This is a genomic window from Pseudomonas sp. JZ134 (genome assembly GCF_051027695.1).
GTDB classification, from domain to species: Bacteria; Pseudomonadota; Gammaproteobacteria; order Pseudomonadales; family Pseudomonadaceae; genus Chryseomonas; species Chryseomonas luteola.
The window spans coordinates 2,257,309-2,275,606 of the sequence record NZ_CP069250.1 but is presented as its reverse complement, the minus strand read 5'-3'; the positions used below and the strand labels follow the sequence as shown (position 1 = coordinate 2,275,606).

General features: G+C 55.6%; 18 protein-coding genes. 9 read left to right on the top strand and 9 right to left on the bottom strand.

The annotated features are described in order from the left end of the window. Window positions 1-76 precede the first annotated feature (76 nt). Entirely contained in the window at window positions 77-907 is an 831-nt protein-coding gene (galU, locus tag JQR86_RS10605) for a UTP--glucose-1-phosphate uridylyltransferase GalU (RefSeq protein WP_010798082.1), read from the top strand. Between the two features lie 130 nt (window positions 908-1,037). Next, complete coding sequence (gene gorA / locus JQR86_RS10600) at window positions 1,038-2,399, top strand: glutathione-disulfide reductase (protein ID WP_312271087.1); 1,362 nt, start codon at window positions 1,038-1,040, stop codon at window positions 2,397-2,399. A gap of 63 nt (window positions 2,400-2,462) precedes the next feature. Here the strand turns inward: gorA and JQR86_RS10595 are convergent, their stop codons facing one another. Further along, window positions 2,463-3,476, bottom strand: coding sequence for a bile acid:sodium symporter family protein (locus JQR86_RS10595; protein WP_074825449.1), 1,014 nt, complete (start codon window positions 3,474-3,476; stop codon window positions 2,463-2,465). 83 nt (window positions 3,477-3,559) lie between these two features. On the opposite strand from JQR86_RS10595, the gene JQR86_RS10590 reads away from it, so the two are divergent. Both JQR86_RS10590 and JQR86_RS10585 read left to right on the top strand, forming a co-directional pair. Beyond that, entirely contained in the window at window positions 3,560-4,351 is a 792-nt protein-coding gene (locus JQR86_RS10590) for an AraC family transcriptional regulator (RefSeq protein ID WP_010798085.1), read from the top strand. 11 nt (window positions 4,352-4,362) lie between these two features. Continuing rightward, on the top strand, window positions 4,363-4,989 hold the full coding sequence (locus tag JQR86_RS10585) for a trimeric intracellular cation channel family protein (RefSeq protein WP_010798086.1): 627 nt from the start codon (window positions 4,363-4,365) through the stop codon (window positions 4,987-4,989). A 3-nt stretch (window positions 4,990-4,992) separates the two neighbouring features. Here JQR86_RS10585 and JQR86_RS10580 read toward each other — a convergent pair whose 3' ends face one another. From JQR86_RS10580 to JQR86_RS10570, 3 genes are all read right to left on the bottom strand, one after another. Then, window positions 4,993-5,733: a PIG-L deacetylase family protein gene (locus tag JQR86_RS10580; protein WP_010798087.1), complete on the bottom strand. Its 741-nt coding sequence runs from the start codon at window positions 5,731-5,733 to the stop codon at window positions 4,993-4,995. Between the two features lie 91 nt (window positions 5,734-5,824). Then, window positions 5,825-8,392, bottom strand: a complete 2,568-nt coding sequence (ligD, locus tag JQR86_RS10575) for a DNA ligase D (protein WP_434153544.1) — start codon at window positions 8,390-8,392, stop codon at window positions 5,825-5,827. A gap of 11 nt (window positions 8,393-8,403) precedes the next feature. Beyond that, a complete protein-coding gene (locus tag JQR86_RS10570; RefSeq protein WP_197870317.1) occupies window positions 8,404-9,309 on the bottom strand; it encodes a Ku protein in 906 nt (301 codons plus the stop codon). Between the two features lie 185 nt (window positions 9,310-9,494). Between JQR86_RS10570 and JQR86_RS10565 the strand changes: the two genes are divergently transcribed. The 4 genes from JQR86_RS10565 (at window position 9,495) to nadE (ending at window position 12,574) form a co-directional block, all read left to right on the top strand. After that, window positions 9,495-10,484 (top strand): XdhC family protein, encoded by a 990-nt coding sequence (locus JQR86_RS10565; protein ID WP_407363236.1) that lies wholly within the window; start codon window positions 9,495-9,497, stop codon window positions 10,482-10,484. A gap of 1 nt (window position 10,485) precedes the next feature. Next, window positions 10,486-11,148 carry an NTP transferase domain-containing protein gene (locus tag JQR86_RS10560; RefSeq protein ID WP_197870320.1) on the top strand — a complete coding sequence of 221 codons (663 nt, stop codon included), beginning with the start codon at window positions 10,486-10,488 and terminating at the stop codon, window positions 11,146-11,148. 84 nt (window positions 11,149-11,232) lie between these two features. Beyond that, a complete protein-coding gene (locus JQR86_RS10555) occupies window positions 11,233-11,736 on the top strand; it encodes a CinA family protein (RefSeq protein ID WP_010798092.1) in 504 nt (167 codons plus the stop codon). A 4-nt stretch (window positions 11,737-11,740) separates the two neighbouring features. Next, window positions 11,741-12,574, top strand: a complete 834-nt coding sequence (gene nadE / locus JQR86_RS10550; protein ID WP_122042709.1) for an ammonia-dependent NAD(+) synthetase — start codon at window positions 11,741-11,743, stop codon at window positions 12,572-12,574. A gap of 52 nt (window positions 12,575-12,626) precedes the next feature. Here the strand turns inward: nadE and JQR86_RS10545 are convergent, their stop codons facing one another. Both JQR86_RS10545 and JQR86_RS10540 read right to left on the bottom strand, forming a co-directional pair. Then, a complete protein-coding gene (locus JQR86_RS10545; protein ID WP_434153543.1) occupies window positions 12,627-13,364 on the bottom strand; it encodes a ferritin-like domain-containing protein in 738 nt (245 codons plus the stop codon). A 9-nt stretch (window positions 13,365-13,373) separates the two neighbouring features. Beyond that, window positions 13,374-14,540, bottom strand: coding sequence for a hypothetical protein (locus tag JQR86_RS10540; RefSeq protein ID WP_150347533.1), 1,167 nt, complete (start codon window positions 14,538-14,540; stop codon window positions 13,374-13,376). Window positions 14,541-15,097: 557 nt separating this feature from the next. On the opposite strand from JQR86_RS10540, the gene JQR86_RS10535 reads away from it, so the two are divergent. Continuing rightward, on the top strand, window positions 15,098-15,604 hold the full coding sequence (locus JQR86_RS10535) for a ferritin-like domain-containing protein (RefSeq protein ID WP_010798096.1): 507 nt from the start codon (window positions 15,098-15,100) through the stop codon (window positions 15,602-15,604). Between the two features lie 53 nt (window positions 15,605-15,657). Here the strand turns inward: JQR86_RS10535 and JQR86_RS10530 are convergent, their stop codons facing one another. The 3 genes from JQR86_RS10530 to JQR86_RS10520 all read right to left on the bottom strand — a co-directional run bounded on the left by JQR86_RS10530 (window position 15,658) and on the right by JQR86_RS10520 (window position 18,202). Beyond that, window positions 15,658-16,641: an NAD(P)/FAD-dependent oxidoreductase gene (locus JQR86_RS10530; protein ID WP_233432143.1), complete on the bottom strand. Its 984-nt coding sequence runs from the start codon at window positions 16,639-16,641 to the stop codon at window positions 15,658-15,660. 127 nt (window positions 16,642-16,768) lie between these two features. Further along, entirely contained in the window at window positions 16,769-17,503 is a 735-nt protein-coding gene (locus tag JQR86_RS10525; RefSeq protein ID WP_312271097.1) for a DUF421 domain-containing protein, read from the bottom strand. Continuing rightward, window positions 17,504-18,202: a DUF421 domain-containing protein gene (locus JQR86_RS10520; RefSeq protein ID WP_434153542.1), complete on the bottom strand. Its 699-nt coding sequence runs from the start codon at window positions 18,200-18,202 to the stop codon at window positions 17,504-17,506. Window positions 18,203-18,298 lie beyond the last annotated feature (96 nt).

Genomic DNA, 18,298 nt, shown 5'->3' with positions numbered 1-18,298 from the left:
TCATGCTGAGCATTGTAACCCGATGAACGGCTGTTTAGACTGCCATAGTATTGCTCCCACAGATCAAAGGACGCCCATGATCACCAAATGTCTGTTCCCGGCCGCCGGCTACGGCACTCGCTTTCTTCCAGCAACCAAAGCGATGCCGAAGGAAATGCTGCCCATCGTGAACAAGCCCCTGGTCCAGTATGCCGTTGAAGAGGCACTCGACGCTGGGCTCAAGCAAATTGCTATGGTCACCGGGCGTGGCAAGCGCTCTCTGGAAGACCATTTCGATATCAGCTACGAGCTGGAAAGCCAGATCAAGAACACCGCGAAGGAAAAGTACCTGACCGGGATTCGCCGCCTGATCGACGAATGCTCCTTCTCTTATACCCGTCAGATCGAAATGAAAGGTCTGGGTCATGCCATCTTGACTGGCCGTCCTCTGATCGGTGACGAGCCGTTCGCCGTTGTGCTGGCGGACGACCTGTGCCTGAACCTCGAAGGCGATGGCGTTCTGAAGCAGATGGTCAAGCTGTACAACCAGTTCCGCTGCTCCATCGTGGCTATCCAGGAAGTACCTGCGAACGAAACACACAAGTACGGTGTGATCTCGGGCGAAATGATCCGTGATGACATCTACCGTGTGAACAACATGGTTGAGAAGCCCAAGCCGGAAGATGCACCTTCCAACCTGGCGATTATTGGCCGTTACATCCTGACGCCTGATATTTTCGACCTGATCGAGCAGACCGAGCCGGGCAAGGGCGGTGAAATCCAGATTACTGATGCCCTGATGAAGCAGGCTCAGGACGGTTGTGTTCTAGCTTATAAGTTCAAGGGTCAGCGTTTCGACTGCGGTAGTGCGGAAGGCTTCGTTGAAGCAACCAACTTCTGCTTCGAGAACGTCTACAAGGAGCTCTGATCTCCTTGTTAGCCTGTGTTTGACAGAAGCCACCTTAGGGTGGCTTCTGTCGTTTAAGGCAACAGTATTTTCGTCAGCAGCGATGCAGGTGCGTTAAGCTGGTGAGCAGTTGAGCCGATCAGGATTCGTCATGACATACGATTTTGACCTTTTTATCATCGGTGCGGGTTCGGGCGGTGTTCGTGCAGCGCGTTTTTCCGCCGATTTTGGTGCTCGCGTGGCCGTAGCGGAAAGCCGCTACCTGGGCGGCACCTGCGTAAACGTCGGCTGTATGCCGAAAAAGTATTTCGTCTATGGGGCTTCGTTCCATGACGAGTTCAGGCAGTCGCGCAGTTATGGCTGGAAGGTCGAGGAACAGGAGTTCGATTGGCAGAATCTGCTAGCCAATAAAGACCATGAGATTCGTCGACTGAACGGCATCTATCGTGCACTGCTCATCAACAGCGGTGTGACACTGCTGGAAGACCATGCGCGAATCATTGATGCGCATACTGTCGAAGTAACGGGCAAGCGCTACACCACCGAGCGAATCCTCATCGCTACAGGCGGTTGGCCCTCAGTGCCCGAGTTGCCTGGTCGTGAACACATCATTACGTCCAATGAAGCCTTTTATCTGGATAAGCTGCCCGAGCGAATGATCATCGTGGGTGGCGGTTATATCGCGATCGAATTTGCATCGATCTTTCACGGCTTGGGCGTGAAGGCGACTCTCATGTACCGCAAGGAGTTATTCCTGCGCGGGTTTGATGACTGCGTACGGGTGCATCTGCGGGATGAATTGCTCAAGCGAGGCCACGATCTGCAGTTTAATGCGGAAATTGCCCGTATCGACAAACAGAGCGATGGCAGTTTGAAGGTTACGCTCAAAGATGGGCGTGTTCAGGAAACTGACTGCGTGTTCTATGCGACAGGCCGTCGCCCCATGCTGGATAACTTGGGCCTGGAAAACGTCGGCGTCGAGCTCGACGAACGTGGCTTTGTGAAGGTGGATGAAACCTTCCAGACCACGGAACCCTCAGTGTATGCGATTGGGGATATCATTGGCCGTGTGCAGCTGACGCCTGTTGCCCTGGCAGAGGCCATGACCTTGGCCCGCAGCCTGTACAAGCCTGAAAGTTACAAGCCACTTGATTACAACCTCATCGCTAGCGCGGTTTACAGCTTGCCTAACGTCGGAACGGTAGGACTGAGTGAAGAGCAGGCTCGTGAAAAGGGCTACAAGCTCAGGATTTTCCAGACGACCTTCAAGCCTACCAAGCTTAGCCTGACCAATGAGACGGAGCGTACGCTCATGAAGCTGGTCGTGGACGCCGAGACTGATAAGGTGCTGGGTTGCCATATGGTCGGGCCCGATGCTCCCGAGCAGATCCAGTGTCTGGCAGTGGCTCTCAAGGCCGGTGCAACCAAAAGCTGCTTTGATGACACCATCGGTATTCACCCGACAGCAGCGGAAGAATGGGTGACCATGCGTTCCCCAGTGAGGGAAGACTGATTTACGTAATACATAAAAAAGGCCGGTAGTGACCGGCCTTTTTTATAGGTGAAGCAAAAGAATTCAGTGCGCCTTGGCTACCTTGGTTTCACTGACAGTTGTCTCTTCACGCCGCCCGTAGCGCTGTGCCAATACCGCACACACCATCAGTTGGATCTGATGAAACAGCATGATGGGTAGCAGAATGGCGCCCATGCTGCTGCCAGCGAATAACACCTTGGCCATCGGCACGCCAGTCGCCAGACTCTTCTTGGAGCCGCAGAACACTACTGCGATCTCATCTTCTTTATTAAAGCCCAACAGGCGCGACGTATAGCGGGTAATCAGCAGCGCCAGGGTGAGGATTACCGAGCAGACTGCAGCAAGGCCCAGCAAAGCGGTCAGTGGAATGGATGACCAGAGGCCTTCAAGAATGGCAGCGCTGAATGCAGTATAGACAACAAGCAGAATGGAGCCCTGATCGACAAACTTGAGGCTGGACTTGTGTTTGTCGACCCATCCGCCAATCCAGCGGCGCAGGATTTGACCCGCAATAAAGGGAACCAGAAGCTGAAGGAAAATCTTGGTAATGGCATCTAGGGTGGACATCCCATTGGTGTCTCCACTGCTTTGCGTGTCCAGCAGCAGGCTTACCAGTAGCGGCGTCAGGAACACACCAATCAGGCTGGACGCCGAGGCACTGCACACGGCGGCAGGCACGTTGCCGCGGCCCATTGAAACAAAGGCGATGGAAGACTGTACGGTTGCCGGTAGAGCACACATATACAGTACGCCCATGTAAAGCTCAGGCGTGACGAGGGGCGAAAGCAGCGGCTTGAGCGCCCAGCCCAGCAGCGGGAATAACAGGAAGGTGCAGCAGAAGATCAGGAGATGAAGGCGCCAGTGGGTAACGCCCGCTACAATGGCCTCGCGTGACAGCTTGGCGCCATGCAGGAAAAACAACAGGCCAATGGCGATGTTGGTGATCACATTGAGTACCCCGGCAGCGGTTCCGCTACAGGGAAAGATGCTAGCCAACGTGACGGTTGCTATCAGGTACAACGTAAAGTTGTCGGGTAAAAAGCGTGGACGAGCCATTCACATCTCTCGAACAGTTGTTGAGTCTGACTTCGCAGTCTACTGTGGTGTGATTATTCCGACTAACGTCAAAAAGGCTTTCAATGTCGCCTAACGGACAATCCGCTGAGTTACGCCGGCAGATTCCTTCTCTCAAAGCGCTGCCTCGTCCGGTTTATGCCCGGGCCGAGTCGCTGGCACGTGGCTCCTGGACGCCTTGGCATAGTCATCCGTGGGCGCAGCTCTCCTACGCCATCAAGGGGGTGCTTTCGGTGCACACTAGCGCGGGTAGTTTTGTCGCACCTCCTCAGCGGGCCGTGTGGATTCCGGCGGGGCTGGAGCATGAGGTGCGCTCTTCAGCCGAGGCTGAAATGCGCAGCCTCTACCTAGGACCGCAGCTATTGCCGAACCGGGGGGCCGAGTGTCGGGTACTGAGCGTCAGTTTGTTGTTGCGCGAACTGATAAGAACGTTCACAACCTTTCCCGTCGAGTACGATGAAGAGGGTGGTGAAGGGCGCCTGGTCGAGGTGCTGATCGATCAACTGGCAATCGCGCCTCATATGGCGTTATCGCTGCCATTACCAGCAGATGCTCGACTGCGCCGATTGTGTGAACACTTGCAGCAAGCGCCGGATGATCAGCGCACCCTGGCGGAGTGGGCATTACTGCTGGGGGCTTCCGAAAAAACCCTGAGTAGACATTTTCAGCGGGAAACCGGTCTTACCTTCAGAGCCTGGCGGCAGAAGCTGCGTCTGCTAAGCGCACTGACCCTGCTTGAGCGGGGCGACAGTGTCACGGCGGTAGCTTTGAGTTGCGGCTATGATTCGCCGTCAGCCTTTATCGCTGCGTTTCGAGCGCAGTTCGGAACAACGCCGGGTGACTTCTTTACCCTCTGATGGAGCCCTCGATGGTTTCGCTGTTTTATCTGTGCGATCTATTTGGCGTTGCTGTTTTCGCTATTACCGGCGCCCTGATGGCCGGGCGCAAAGCAATGGATCTGTTTGGTGTTCTGGTAGTGGCCCTGGTAACTGCACTGGGTGGCGGAACCCTGCGAGACGTGATTCTGGGGTTGCATCCGGTAAGCTGGATACGGGACGACACCTACATTGCAGTGGTTGTCTTTGCCACTTTAGGTACGGTGCTGTGGGTACGTCTGACGCGACCGATACCGGAAAAAGCGCTTCTGATCGCCGATGCATTTGGTCTGGCAGTGTTTACCGTGATCGGAACGGAAGTCGCCCTGCGTCAGCAGGTACCTTTAAGCACAGCCGTCATCATGGGTGTCATGACCGGTGTGGCTGGTGGTGTCATCCGAGACATTATCTGCAATGACATTCCACTGATCTTTCATAAGGAGATCTACGCTACACCCTGTATTCTCGGCTCGCTGGTATATATCGGGTTGAACCGCCTGGCGCTGCCGGCAGAGCTGGTCACAGGCGTTGGGATGCTAGTGGTGCTTCTTATTCGCCTTGCCGCGATCCGTTGGCATTTCGCCTTGCCTCGCATGCAGTTGCTTGACCGTAACCGGTAGTGCTCAAACCAGAAAGATCTCCCAGGGCCGAAACAGGCGCGACAATACATGGGATGGCAGGATAGGCTCCGGCGCCGGGCCGTTGGCTGTGTTGAACGCCTCGACAGCATAGCGCTTAGCGGCAAGACTGGACTCATCCAGCGGTAGCCGTCGGGCACGCTCCCAGGGAAAGCGATCATCACCCGGACGGAGCCATTGCCATGCCCAAAGTGGCACTTCAATACAGCGAGCCCCTGTGACTACACAGGCAAAGCTGGCGGCACGGCCTGTCGCTTCGTGATCGGCATGACCATCCTCGCGCCAGGCGGTGAACACCGTATCGGTCGACTTGATGAGTGCCGCCAGTTGTTCGCTAAGCCGTTGTTCTTCATTGCTGGCGATGCCGTCGGAAAAGTCCAGCCGGCAGATGTCGACGGACTCCAGGCACAGCCGTCGGCTGGCTTCACGACTTTCCGGCAGGGTAGGTACATGGAAAACCGGTTGGCTGCCCAGCCCTTGCTTGTATTCACCTCGCGTTACGCTGACTAAAAGAACTTTGCGCCCCAGCTCGGCAAGCTGGGCCAACAAGCCGCCACAGCCCAGAATTTCGTCATCCGAATGAGGCGCAATGATTACGGCCCGTCGACCTGGCGGGACCAAATGATTGGCATCGACTTCCGGAATTCCGGCAAATCGGGGCCAGGCGGCCCACTCCTGCGCAGAGGCGCTTTTTTCCTCCAGGGTGCGGGTATTGAGCGTCGTCATATCGCTGTTCCTCGTGCGAGGCCATTACCTCGCATAATGCCGAACTGATATTGGGCGCTTTTGAGGCACATCAACAGTACAGGCGAATCATTTACTCCATACCTAACGTTTTTCGCTGCGCAGCGGTAATCCTCTGGCGCACGGTTGCGTAATCTGCCCAAGGATCATCTTGCCGATGATCCAAATGGTCGAACAGCGTTTCCAGTGTCCACTGGTCGCCTCGTTCAAGCGTTTTCAACTCCTCACGGCTTATAGGGACCGATACGCCCAGACCCGGGCGTGCCCGTAGCGAATAGGCCGATACCGTGGTAGCACCTTCGCGATTGCGCAGGTAATCGATAAAGATCTTGCCGACTCTGTTCTGCGCGCCCATCTTGGCGGAGAAGCGCTCTGGAATAACCGCCGCCATATGCTGAGCAATGGCCTGTGCAAAGTCTTTCACGCTATCCCAGTCATCTCTGCGTTGCAGAGGAACAACAATGTGCAGGCCCTTGCCGCCACTGGTCTTGATAAAGGCTTTGAAGCCCAGCTCATCCAGTAGGGTCAGCAACAGCTCCGTTGCCTCCAGCATCTGTTTCCAGGGCAGTTTGGGATCAGGATCAAGATCAAAGATCATGCGATCCGGTTTACCGATCTGGTCAGCCCTGGCGTTCCACGTGTGCAGTTCTACCGTGCCCATTTGCGCAGCGCCCAGCAGTGCCTCAAGGCTATCAATCACCATAAGCGGTGCATGGCCTGGATCCAGAGCCGGGTCCAATTCGCGGATATGCGGGATTGCCAGGGTTTGCTTGTGCTTCTGGAATATCTGTTCGCCTTTGATGCCTTCAGGAGTCCGTACCAAGGCAACCGGCCGGTTTTTTAGGTGCGGCAACATCCATGGCGCAATACGCTCATAGTACTCTGCGACGCCTAGCTTGGTGGTTTTTGAAGACGGATCGATAACGCGCTCTGGGTGGCTGATGCGCACGCCTGCGACTTCAGCGCCCTCTTTTTTCGTTGAGGCTAACGCTTTCTTTGGCGCAAGGGACGAAGCCTTGCGCGGGACGACCTGCGCCTGTTCAAGCCCAATATCCTGAGCCGGCTTGTCTTGCCGCAATCCATGGAAAACACCCTGGCGTACAATTCCGTCGTTGGTGATGGCGGCAAACGCTACTTCACACAGTAATTCCGGCTTGAGCCACGTAACGCCGCGGGCTTGAGCACCCCGAGGCGGGTTCTTAAAGGGGGAGGTGTCAGTTGTGTAGGGCTGCATATGCTCATGGAGTGCAGCCAGGCTTTCCCGGGTAAATCCCGTTCCGATCTTTCCTGCAAAGCGTAGTGAGCCGTCCCTGTCATGCAGGCCGATCAGCAGCGCGCCAAAATGACTTCTTGCTCCCTGGGGTTGGGTATAGCCGCCAATGACGAACTCCTGCCGGCGCTTGCACTTAAGCTTGATCCAGTCGTTGCTGCGCCTGGAGGTATACGGGCTGCCGGCACGTTTTCCAATGACGCCTTCCAGGCCAATGGCGCAGGCACTTTCCAGTATCTTGTCGGCGGGTACGTCGAAGGCTTCCGAATAGCGTATGACGTTAGACTGGGTGGTATCCAGTACGGCTTTGAGAGCACGACGACGTTCTTCGAGTGGATAACTGCGCAGGTCCGTACCGTTACAGAACGGCATATCGAACAGGTAGTAGAGGATGGTGGTGTTTCGGCCGGTATCGAAAGCGTTTTGCAGGGCCTGGAAATCAGAGACGCCATTGTCGTCGAGTACGATAATTTCGCCATCAAGCCAACCATTATCCAGGCCAAGTGCTGAGAGAGCCTTTGCCTGTTCTGGCAGACGATGGGTCCAGTCTTTGCCGTTGCGTGTGATAAAGCTGACCTTGCCATCATCAATACGGGTCAACAGGCGATACCCGTCAAACTTGATCTCATAGAGCCAATCGCCTGCCGGGGGCGCGTCAACCAGCGTGGCCAGTTGGGCTTCGACCATTTCAGGCAGTGCTGAAGGCGCAGCGGAAGATGTTGCCTTTGCCGCCGTGGTAAGGGCCCGCCTGGGTTTTGCTGGCTCCGCTGCCTTGGCAACAGGCGTCGCTGTCTTACCCAGTCGCGGTAATGTCTTCTCGCTCAGTACGCTGTCAGGTAGAGCCTCGGTTACGTCATATTCGCTATGAGGTTTGGCGTCAGCGTCTTTTTCTTTGATCAGCAGCCACTGCTCTTTTTTGCCGTTGCCATGCAGGCGCGTGCGCACCAGCGTCCAGTTGCCCTTGAGCTTTTCGCCTTGCAGCTCGAACTTGAGCTTGCCCGCCGCATAATCGGTAGCTGCATCGCCATGGGGTATCCAAATGCCATGATCCCAGACGATGACGTCACCACCGCCGTATTCGCCTTCTGGAATACTGCCCTCAAAGGTGCCGTATTCGATCGGATGATCTTCAACGTGAACAGCCAGGCGCTTTTCCTTGGGGTCATAGCTGGGACCTTTAGGAATGGCCCAGCTCTTCAAGGTGCCGTCCAGCTCCAAACGAAAGTCATAATGCAGCCGGCGTGCATCATGTTTCTGAATGACGAACTGTAGCGCTTCGGGCGAGGTGCGCGCGTGGGGCGCATTGCCTTCAGGCTCTGCAGTCACCTTGAAGTTTCGCTTACGGGAGTACTCGCTCAACGGGTTAGCCATGACCGGGTTCCTTATTTGGCTGCTTTACGGCCTTTGGGTGAGGCGGTACCTGACGAGCGTCGGGTGGTGCTGGTGCGCTTTGGCTTTGCCTTGGCGGGTTGGGCTTTTTCGTCGTCGTTCTCGGGCGGCGTGCGTGTGCCTCTCAGGCTACGTTTGAGCAGCTCGGTAAGGTCAATGACATCGGCTGTACGTTTGGGTGCTTCCTGTTCAGGCGCTTCAAGCGTTTCGAGCTTGCCCTCACGCACCTTGCGCTCAACCAACTTCATGACGTTGTCTTCGAAGGTGTCATGGTATTGCTCCGGATCCCACGACTCGGTCATGTCTTCAACCAGGCGCTCGGCCATGTCGATCTCGCGCTTGGACACCTTGGCGTCCAGGTCTTCAAGACCCACGTCCTCGGCTGAGCGAACCTCGTTGGCCCAGCGCAAGGTGTTGAGCACGAGCGTATCGCCCAAGGGCATGATTACAGCAAGGTGCTGCTTGGTGTGCATCACGACGTTGGCTACGCCAACTTTGCCGGTGCGCTTGAGCGTCTCTCGCAAGAGGATGTATACCTTCTCGCTGTGTTTTTCAGGAGATAGAAAATAGGGCTTTTCGAAGTGCAGGATGGAAATCTCACTGGCCTCGACAAACGCCAGAATGTCGATCGTCTGGGTGGCTTCCGGCAGGGCGTTGTGAATCTCCTCGTCGCTAAGCACGACATACTCGCCTTTCTCATGCTCGATACCTTTGACGATGTTTTCCCGCGAGACCTCTTTGCCCGTATTCTTGTTGACGCGCTTGTAGCCCACCGGGTCCATGCTGCGCTTGTCCAGCCAGTCGAAATCGATTCCATGGCTGGAAGTGGCGGATACTAGGGAAACCGGAATATTGACCAGTCCAAAACTGACGGCGCCTTTCCAAATCGAACGTGGCATACCGGTTACCTCCAGGTGTGTGCTTTCCAGTTTTGAGTTGGCCGCTGCGTCCGAGGTTCCAAAGCGCCATGACGGACGGGGAACCAGATACGTTTCAAAGGCTCTACCCGTGACTGTCGAGGCAAAGCGCGCCTGCTATACACTGGCAGCGCATGGCCTCCTGGCTTACCGATTGAGTGAATTGAATGGATAGTGTGGATTCGAGCGTGTTGCGCAGCGCCTTGGCTTGGCGTCGGGAAGGGCATCGCGTTGTGTTGTTTACGGTGGTTCAGACCTGGGGAAGCTCCCCGCGTCCACCGGGTGCCATGTTGGCTCTGCGGGACGATGGTCGTGCTGCCGGCTCGGTTTCTGGCGGCTGCATCGAAGATGATCTGATTGCACGCATGCATGATGGCCGGATTCCCGAAACTGGAATAGAACTCATCACCTACGGTGTAACGCAGGAGGAGGCCGCTCGGTTCGGGCTTCCCTGTGGCGGAACGCTGCGTTTGGTGCAGGAGCCTTTAGGTGATCCAAAGTGGATTGCCGATCTACTGAGCCGCTGTGACAATCACGAGCTGGTGGCCCGGCAGCTTGAACTTGGCACCGGAGCCGTTCAGTTGTTTTCGGCGCAGGCGGACGACGCCCTGCATTTGGATGGGCAGACCTTGCGTGTCGTTTATGGCCCGCGTTGGCGATTGCTGTTGATTGGCGCAGGTCAGCTGTCCCGCTACGTTTCCGAAATGGCTCATATGCTGGATTTCGACGTGTTGATCTGCGATCCGCGGCAGGAATTCAACCACGGCTGGGAGACTTCAAAGGCGCGTTTCGTCCCGGGTATGCCAGACGATGCGGTGCTTTCCATTGTTCCAGATGAGCGGACGGCGATCGTGGCGCTGACTCACGATCCGCGTCTGGATGACATGGCGCTTCTGACTGCGCTCAAGTCCTCGGCCTTCTATGTCGGCGCGCTGGGCTCGTTGGGTAACAGTCGCAAGCGTCGGGAACGCTTGGCCTTGTTTGATTTGAGCGAGGATGAAATCGATCGCTTGCACGGCCCTATTGGCCTGCATATTGGTAGCCATACGCCGGCCGAGATTGCTGTTTCACTGCTGGCCGAAGTGGTCGCTGTAAAAAATGGTGTTGCGCTGACACAAAAGAAACAGCCCAAGCCTGTTGTCGATCAAGTGGCCTGACGTGGCTGATTCGCTATGCGTGATCGTGATGGCGGCCGGGCAGGGCAGTCGCTTTCGCGCCCAGGCCGGGACTGACAAGCTGCTGGCCAGGTATGAAACTGGGGTAGGCGAGTCGACCCGCGTGCTTCAGCAAACCTTGCGCAATCTCAAGGGTGTCGGGCAGCGGCGGGTGGTCGTGACCCGACCGGATAATGAAGAGGTGGCGGCACTCGCCAGACGCGAAGGCTTTGACGTACTGGCCGTACAAACCCAGGGGATGGGCGAAACACTGGCGCAGGCGATTGCGGCTGAGCCAAATCATCGGGGCTGGTTGATCGCCTTGGGCGACATGCCGTTTGTACAGCCGGAGACGTTCTGCCAGATAGCCGAGGCGGTGTCAGAGGACGTAATTGCCGTGCCGTTCTGCCCTTTAAAGAACAGCGTTTCACAAGCATCCAGTAATTCTCCAGACGGCACTCCTGTGGCTGGTAACCTGGTGGCCGGCACTCCGGTGGCCGGCAATCCGGTGGCGTTTGGCCGTCGTTACTTCAGGGCGTTGTGTGCGCTCACGGGCGACCGTGGCGGGCGAGGGCTGTTTGGGCAAGGTGAGCTACGCTGGGTAGAGTGCAGTGATCCCGGCATCTATCGTGACGTGGATGTGCCTGACGATTTGAAGCGCACCTGACGGTACGTAAGCTCTTTCCAATCGAACTTGCGCGGCGGCTGCCTTTCATAACGGAAATGCGCACTTCGTTTCGTGGGAGCATCCATGAGGTCAGATATCCAACCGGTTCTCGATTATTTGAAAGAGTACGACATGCTGCTGGTGACAGCCGAGTCCTGCACAGCAGGGCGGGTTATTCACCTGCTGTCTGAAATTCCAGGCAGTGGATCCTGTCTTGATGCCGGTTATGTCGTTTATTCTCCTGCTGCCAAGCAGCGTTTGCTGGGCGTTCACCCGTACACGATCGATACGTTCAACCTGACGAGTGAAGAGGTGGCGCGGGAAATGGCCATCGGTGCCCTGCATGACAGTGATGCAGCGGTCGCCATCTCTAACACGGGGCTTGCAGGCCCGGATGGAGTAGATGGAATACCTCCTGGCACCGTATGCTTTGGCTGGGGCTTTCGTTATCAGGGCGAGCTGGTAGTCTTCTCCCGAACCGAGCGGTTCTTTGGTGGCCGGGAGGACGTGCAATTGGCAGCAGCCGTCTACAGTTTGACGAATATTCCATTATTCCATGCACGACTATTACGCGGAGAGAGAGGCTAAACGCATGTCAGACGATTACGAATCCATTCAGCGTGACATTATCAAGGCACTCGAAATACCCACCGAATTCGATGCCCAGCGTGAGGCCGAGCTGCGTATCAAGTTTCTCAAGGATTACCTGATCAAGACCGGCATGGAGGCCTATGTGCTGGGCATTAGCGGAGGGGTAGATTCCTCGACTGCCGGCCGTCTCGCCCAGTTGGCCGTCGAGCAGGCTCGTAGTGAAGGTCACAACGCCCGCTTCATTGCCATGCGGCTGCCCTATGGCGTGCAGAAGGATGAAGAAGATGCCCAGCGCGCATTGGGCTTCATTCAGGCGGACGAGGTGCTGACCGTGAATATCAAGCCGGCTACCGACGGGATGTTGCAGGGCTTGCAGGACAGCAAGCTGGCCTTTCGTGATGAAGGGCAGCAGGATTTCGTTATGGGCAATGTCAAGGCGCGTCAGCGTATGATTGCCCAGTATGCGGTGGCGGGGGCCCGCAAGGGGCTGGTCATCGGGACTGACCATGGTGCGGAAGCACTGATGGGGTTCTACACGAAGTTTGGCGACGGTGCCTGCGACCTGACTCCGCTGCATGGGTTGAACAAGCGCCGTGTACGCATGATTTGCGAATACCTGGGTGCGCCTGACAATCTTGTGCACAAGGTGCCCACGGCGGATCTGGAATCACTGTCGCCCGGTAAGCCGGACGAAGAGGCGTTTGGCATTAGCTACGCCGAAATCGATGATTTCCTTGAAGGCAAGAAGGTCAGTGACCATGCCTATCAGGTTATTTTCAAATACTACAGCGGTTCGCATCACAAGCGAGCCCTACCTGTCACGCCGTATTCCTGAGACCAAACAAAAGGCCCGCATCATGCGGGCCTTTTGTTAAGGCAATACTCAATCAGCTGAGCTGGGCCTTGAGTTCGTCACGCAACATCGTCTTGATCTTGATGAGGTGCTCTTCCTCATGGCGCATGGGCACTTCGAAGCTGGAAGCAATATTGGGATGGTTCGCCTGGCGAGCCAGCTCGATTAGCAACTCCCATGCAGCATTGTCTGTCAGCTCGATGGTCAGCATGGCATTAAGGCATTGCGCCATGTTGGTTCTGGGGTCTGTCAGTACCTGGATAATTCCTTGAGCCATGGTGCCAGAGACATGGGCGCAAGGCGTCATGGCAGTAGGGTCCGCACCCAGTGTTTCGATGGACTCCCGTAGCAGCTGCATGTGCTCGGCTTCCTGCTGCTGGATAGTCCTGAGCGTTTCCAGAAGCTCCGGGCGGGCATCGGGTGCTGCGGCGACCTTGGCAATGAAGGCTTCATACAGACGAACCCCGGTGCGCTCGTAGGCTAGGCGCTCGCCTAGTTTGTCGAGAAGCAATTCAGGGTTTTTACCCATCATTTTGTCCAGGCCGGTTTTCAGTACGCCTTTCACCGAGCCAGGTGGAGGAACGGAACCGACCTGCTCATCAATAGCTTCATGCTCACGAATGAACTTGACGCGCTCCTCAGTAATGCGCGAGGCATCGCCTGGGGGGATATCCTGGCGGAACTGCTCAGTAGCCTCAATTTGTCTTTTGGTGTCCTCCGGGGACATTTGTGCGCCGGTGCGATTCAACCCCATGGGTGCAGAAGTAGTCATGGCGAGTCCTCAAGGTTTACGAAAGAGTTCGGTACCGGGTGTCCAGATATAACCTGCCGAGGCCATATCCGAAGGGATACCTTCTGAGTTCAGGTGGTTGCGGTAATCCTGAGAAGCCCTGTCTTCCTGCTCTTTTGGTACGTAATGGATGCCGTGGGCGCGCAGGTCGATTTCTTTCGAAAGGGTCTCGCGTACAAAATCGCGGTTGCGCTTCAAGGGGCGCATTTTGGGCAGCTCGCCAACCAGCACTTCAGCCGGATCGCGACGCTCGTATTTCTTGAACAGGTCACAGGCAAATTCCAGGTGGCCCAGTTCGTAATCCAGGAAGCGCTCCCACAGGGCCTTGATGCGCGGGTTCTCTTCCTGTTCGGCACAACTCGCGTAGGCATACACTTCCATCGCCTCATGAACCAGCCACTTTTCCATGAAGGTTTCGCTGGCATCCATGAGGGACTCATATTGGGTCACATGCTGCTCTTCAACCGAAGCGATTTCCGCATACAGCGCGCGTGCAACCGGATCGGCAAACGTGTTGCCGATATTCATGTAATAATCGTGAGTCTGGTATTCCGAGCTGGTAATCATCGCCGCATGGATCTTAGTGATCAGCTGCGCGGTAGTTTTGTCATAGCTGTCACGTACATCGTCACTGGGATTCCGGTGGTGCTGGCTGGTCGGACGACCCGGAATGATGTCCGTGTACCCTTGCAGGATATTGTTCGGATCCTTGCCCTCCAGTCGGTCATACATGGCCGAGTAGCGATACAGGTGATCGAAGTCTTCCAGAAGTCCGAAGCGGTATGACTGTGCCTGGTAGGGGTCAGGCTCGTTCTGGGCGACTGCCGCCGTAACTTCAATAGCCACCTGCTCGTAGGCAATGGTTGTTTCCAGCGGGGAGTGGTCACCCGAGATCAGCCAGTTGATGGCGGTAGCTTGATGGTGCTCTACGCGGCGGATATGGGCCAGATGAGGTTGCAGCTCCTTGTGGAATCGCGCGCCGATATGCTTGAGTCGAAGGGCTTCGGTTTCAATGCCATTCATGAGAATGATGCGGATGCGAGTCGTCGCATCGTCATCCAACTTGCTGATCGGCCGAGTGGCCATTTCACGCCAGGTAAACCGCTGCTTATCCAGCGGCGTGCCTTTCATATCCAGAAGTCCAGCAAATGTATCCATCTTGTCCCCCAGGTTTAATCGCTTCGGGAGAGGGTTAATTCCCTTTATCGCCTCGTCAGTAATAGTCACGGTTGCACACAATAGTGGCACCTGAGGATGGACTCTTGAGGCGTCATAGCATTCCTCTTGCCACAAAATAACTGACCAGTGGAATGTACTTTGAGGAAACTTTATTTTTAGATCTGATTAGTCCATTTATGACTAAAGAGTCGACTAGGCTGTTGTATAAATCTTGTATAAATTCAAGTCATCTCGCTATAGACATATGGCGCTTCATTGCTAACAGAGCGCTCTAGAATGCGATTTGAGGGTATTATGTCTGTGGGTATGTATTTTTCAACCGGTCGTAATGCGATGGTTGGCGAGAACTTTGTGAGAAGGGCAGTTGACTAAACAGAAGTGGATAGCGAAGAAACTAAGGCGTTGTGCATTACTTAATACAAGAGTTGTAAAACTTTAAGTAATAACAGCCGCTTATGTATTTCGGATTTAGCCGCTTAAGTTGGAAAGTTCGCTTCGCTTAACTAACTTCTACCCTGACCAAAAGGTGAAGAGACATGACTACTCGTCAAGAACATCTGATCGACTGGCTCAAAGATGCCCACGGCATGGAACAGCAGGCAGACAAAATGCTGAAGGGCCAGCTGGAACGTCTTGAGAATTATCCTAAGCTCTCCGCCCGTATTCAGCAGCACATTGAAGAAACCCAGTCCCAGCTTCAGCTGATCGAAGGCTGCCTGACCCGTCTGGGGACCAGCCCCTCCACCATGAAGGACTTTACCGGTAAGTTCATGGCCATGGGGCAGGCCATGGGCGGCATGTTCATGACTGACGAAGTGGTCAAGGGCTCCATGGCCAGTTATGTCTTTGAGAACGTCGAGATCGCCATGTACACCGTGCTGATCTCTGCCGCCGAAGCGGCTGGCGATCTGGAAACCAAGCGGGTATGTGAGCAAATCCTGCCACAGGAAATTGCCATGGCCGAGTGGGTGAGAGAGCATCTTCCGGAAGTCACCATGGCGTTCATGGCGCGCTCCGAAGCCGGTGAAACTGCCAAGAAGTAAGTATCCTGTTGTATCGAGGGCCAACCATACGGTTGGCCCTTTTTGTTGCCTGCTTACTGTGTCGGGGCCGCGTTCCGCGCTGTCCAGGGATTGGTCTCAAGACTGTTGTGAATGGCCGTCGAGCAGAGTGCGGCGTGGCCGGTCGCTACGCTGATCTGCTTGAGTGATTTGACGACATCGCCTGCCGCATACAGGCCTGGAATGGAAGTACGCAGGTGTTCATCAACAATTAATGCTCCCGTATCGTCGGCTTCGGCGCCCAGGCGTATGGCCAGCTCGGAACGGACTCTAGAGCCCAAAGACGGGTAAACGATGTCGAACCGATGAATCTCGCCCTTGCAGGTCCTGAGTTCTACCTGCTGGTCCTCCAGCAGGCGGATGCCTTCAACGCGATCACTGATCAGGCGAATGTCATAATGTTCGGCCAGAGCAAACGCTTCCTCACAGGCCTTTGGCTCTCCGTGTATGACAACGGTCACCCGATTCGTAAACGTGCGCAGGAATACAGCGTGTGAGATGGCGCATTCTGCCTCGCCATACACCGCCACATTATCACCATTGATCTCGTAGCCATCACAGATCGAGCACAGGCGCACGGAAGATGCTGCAATGGCCTCGTACACACTAGGCATATCGGGCAATTCATCCTGTATACCGGTGGCCAGCAATACACGACGGGTCAACACGCTCTGGCCATTGAAGAACACTTCGAAACCTTCCGGGCGCTGCTGGATGTCATCGACTCGGGCATTTTCAAAACGAGCACCATAGGTCGTTGCCTGCTCCCGCAAACGCTCCAGCAGACCTTTGCCCGAAATGCCGGGTGGAAAACCGGGATAGTTATGAGAGAGGGGAATCAAGGCGGCACGACTGGCACCGTCGTCGACGATCAGCGTCTTGCGGTGAAAGCGTGCCAGGTAGATGGCAGCTGTAAGGCCCGCTGGCCCTGCGCCCACAATAACGCAATCCAGCTCATCGGCTGCGCTGGTACCTGTAATGGACTCAGGTTGGTCAAATATCTGCTCATAATCTTTCATGATGGGGAGGCCCTGTTGCGTATGGTTAAGATCACACCCAGTAGGGCTGTCGACCACCTATGAGAAATAGAAGGCTGCGCACGTTTGAAAGTTCTCTACAATTGCTATTGTCTGGCGTGCGGTAGGGTTACTCCGACGCTTTCTGATCGTCTTCTTTCTCCTGCATCTTTACCCCTAGGCGCCTCACAGCGGGTAGCCATTCCTTGTTTCCGCAGCAGTCGCACTCCTGATCTTCAGGCGCAGGGTTGCACTCCGTTACGTGACCGCATCGTGAGCAGGCATAGTGGCTATTGACCTGGATACGCTCACTCATTTCATCGTCTGGCGTTGGCAGCAGCCAGAGTCCATAGTGCGGCGTACGGTATTTGATCAGGCTGAAGTGGCCGGATGACTCCAGGTAGACACGGCGAACCTCGCCCAGATGCTGGATATTCTGCGCGCGCAGCTCGGAGTGAATACGCTCGGGTGAGAGGCGTGCCTTGACCATGTTATCGATGACCAGACGGCCATCCTTGACGAGAATGGTTGAGTCCCCCTGGGTCGCCACTTCTACCGAGCGTCTCTTGAACGACAGAAACGACAGGCCTCGCTGAAAGACCAGAGCCGTCAGCAAGAGGACAGCAGCAGGCAGGATGCCTTTTTCCGGTGTCTGCAGGGGCACACCAATCGCCGCACCCAGCGTAATCATGACGGCCAGTTCCGAGATGCTGAGCTGAGCGGCAACACGGCGGCCCATCATGCGCATCATCATGAGCAGAAGCAGGTAGATCACGCCGGTACGCAGCACCACCTCGATCATGAACGGCCACTGTGTTTCGCCCAGCAAAATACGGTGCCAATCCCAGGATGTAACGTTCAGCATTCAGTCCTCCAGCTCTACAGCGGCTGGCATCCAGCGCTCAGCCTTGCAGTAATCGCAGGCACATTGCGGTTCTTGCTGAGTCTTGAGTGTGTACCCGCAGCTCGTACAGGAAAAATGGTCCCGGCTGGCTACTGCTTCCCGCAACTCGGTGTCGATCTCCGGAATAATAGAAAGCCCAGGGCAGGGCTGGTCAGTCAGTACGATGGAAATGGAGCCGGAAGGCTCGATATAGACGCGGCTGAGCTGGCCCAAGTGCTGAATGTTGCGCATGCGCAGTAGTGCAAAGATTTTTTCCCGAGACAGGACAGTCTTTCGCAAGACCTCCAGTTCCAGTCGCCCATTGGTGATGGCAGTCATCACACTGCCCGAGACGGCATGGTTTACCTTGGGATGGCGCATGGTCAGGCGCGCAGTCACTCGTTGGAAGATAATGACGCCTGCCATGATGATCAGCGGCGGTAACATTCCGCGCTCTTGAGACTGTAGTGGTACACCAATCGCACCGGCCAGGGTAACGACTACGGAGAGTTCGAAGAGCGTATATTGGGAAGCCACGCGCCGCCCGAGGAGCCGCATGGCCATCATGATCAGAATATAGGTTAGCCCAGCCCGGATAACCACTTCTATCAGGAACGTCCAAGGTGTTTCGCCGATGAGAATGCGGTGCCAGTCTGCCAGGGAAAATTGCTTAGCTTGCATAACGGCCTCAACATCAATACGCCATGTTTGAAGCAGGGAAGGGCAAATCGGTTCGCTTGTTCCGACGAGGCGATAATCCTTTGATCGGTTAATGAC

Bases quoted from the DNA above. Each gene is read 5' to 3' on its own strand.
- JQR86_RS10545 (WP_434153543.1), bottom strand. From the start codon at position 13,364: ATGACTACTTCTGCACCCATGGGGTTGAATCGCACCGGCGCACAAATG.
- JQR86_RS10535 (WP_010798096.1), top strand. From the start codon at position 15,098: ATGACTACTCGTCAAGAACATCTGATCGACTGGCTCAAAGATGCCCAC.
- gorA (WP_312271087.1), top strand. From the start codon at position 1,038: ATGACATACGATTTTGACCTTTTTATCATCGGTGCGGGTTCGGGCGGT.
- JQR86_RS10555 (WP_010798092.1), top strand. From the start codon at position 11,233: ATGAGGTCAGATATCCAACCGGTTCTCGATTATTTGAAAGAGTACGAC.
- galU (WP_010798082.1), top strand. From the start codon at position 77: ATGATCACCAAATGTCTGTTCCCGGCCGCCGGCTACGGCACTCGCTTT.
- JQR86_RS10565 (WP_407363236.1), top strand. From the start codon at position 9,495: ATGGATAGTGTGGATTCGAGCGTGTTGCGCAGCGCCTTGGCTTGGCGT.
- JQR86_RS10585 (WP_010798086.1), top strand. From the start codon at position 4,363: ATGGTTTCGCTGTTTTATCTGTGCGATCTATTTGGCGTTGCTGTTTTC.
- JQR86_RS10520 (WP_434153542.1), bottom strand. From the start codon at position 18,202: ATGCAAGCTAAGCAATTTTCCCTGGCAGACTGGCACCGCATTCTCATC.
- JQR86_RS10590 (WP_010798085.1), top strand. From the start codon at position 3,560: ATGTCGCCTAACGGACAATCCGCTGAGTTACGCCGGCAGATTCCTTCT.
- JQR86_RS10595 (WP_074825449.1), bottom strand. From the start codon at position 3,476: ATGGCTCGTCCACGCTTTTTACCCGACAACTTTACGTTGTACCTGATA.
- JQR86_RS10530 (WP_233432143.1), bottom strand. From the start codon at position 16,641: ATGAAAGATTATGAGCAGATATTTGACCAACCTGAGTCCATTACAGGT.
- ligD (WP_434153544.1), bottom strand. From the start codon at position 8,392: ATGGCTAACCCGTTGAGCGAGTACTCCCGTAAGCGAAACTTCAAGGTG.
- JQR86_RS10540 (WP_150347533.1), bottom strand. From the start codon at position 14,540: ATGGATACATTTGCTGGACTTCTGGATATGAAAGGCACGCCGCTGGAT.
- JQR86_RS10580 (WP_010798087.1), bottom strand. From the start codon at position 5,733: ATGACGACGCTCAATACCCGCACCCTGGAGGAAAAAAGCGCCTCTGCG.
- JQR86_RS10525 (WP_312271097.1), bottom strand. From the start codon at position 17,503: ATGCTGAACGTTACATCCTGGGATTGGCACCGTATTTTGCTGGGCGAA.
- nadE (WP_122042709.1), top strand. From the start codon at position 11,741: ATGTCAGACGATTACGAATCCATTCAGCGTGACATTATCAAGGCACTC.
- JQR86_RS10570 (WP_197870317.1), bottom strand. From the start codon at position 9,309: ATGCCACGTTCGATTTGGAAAGGCGCCGTCAGTTTTGGACTGGTCAAT.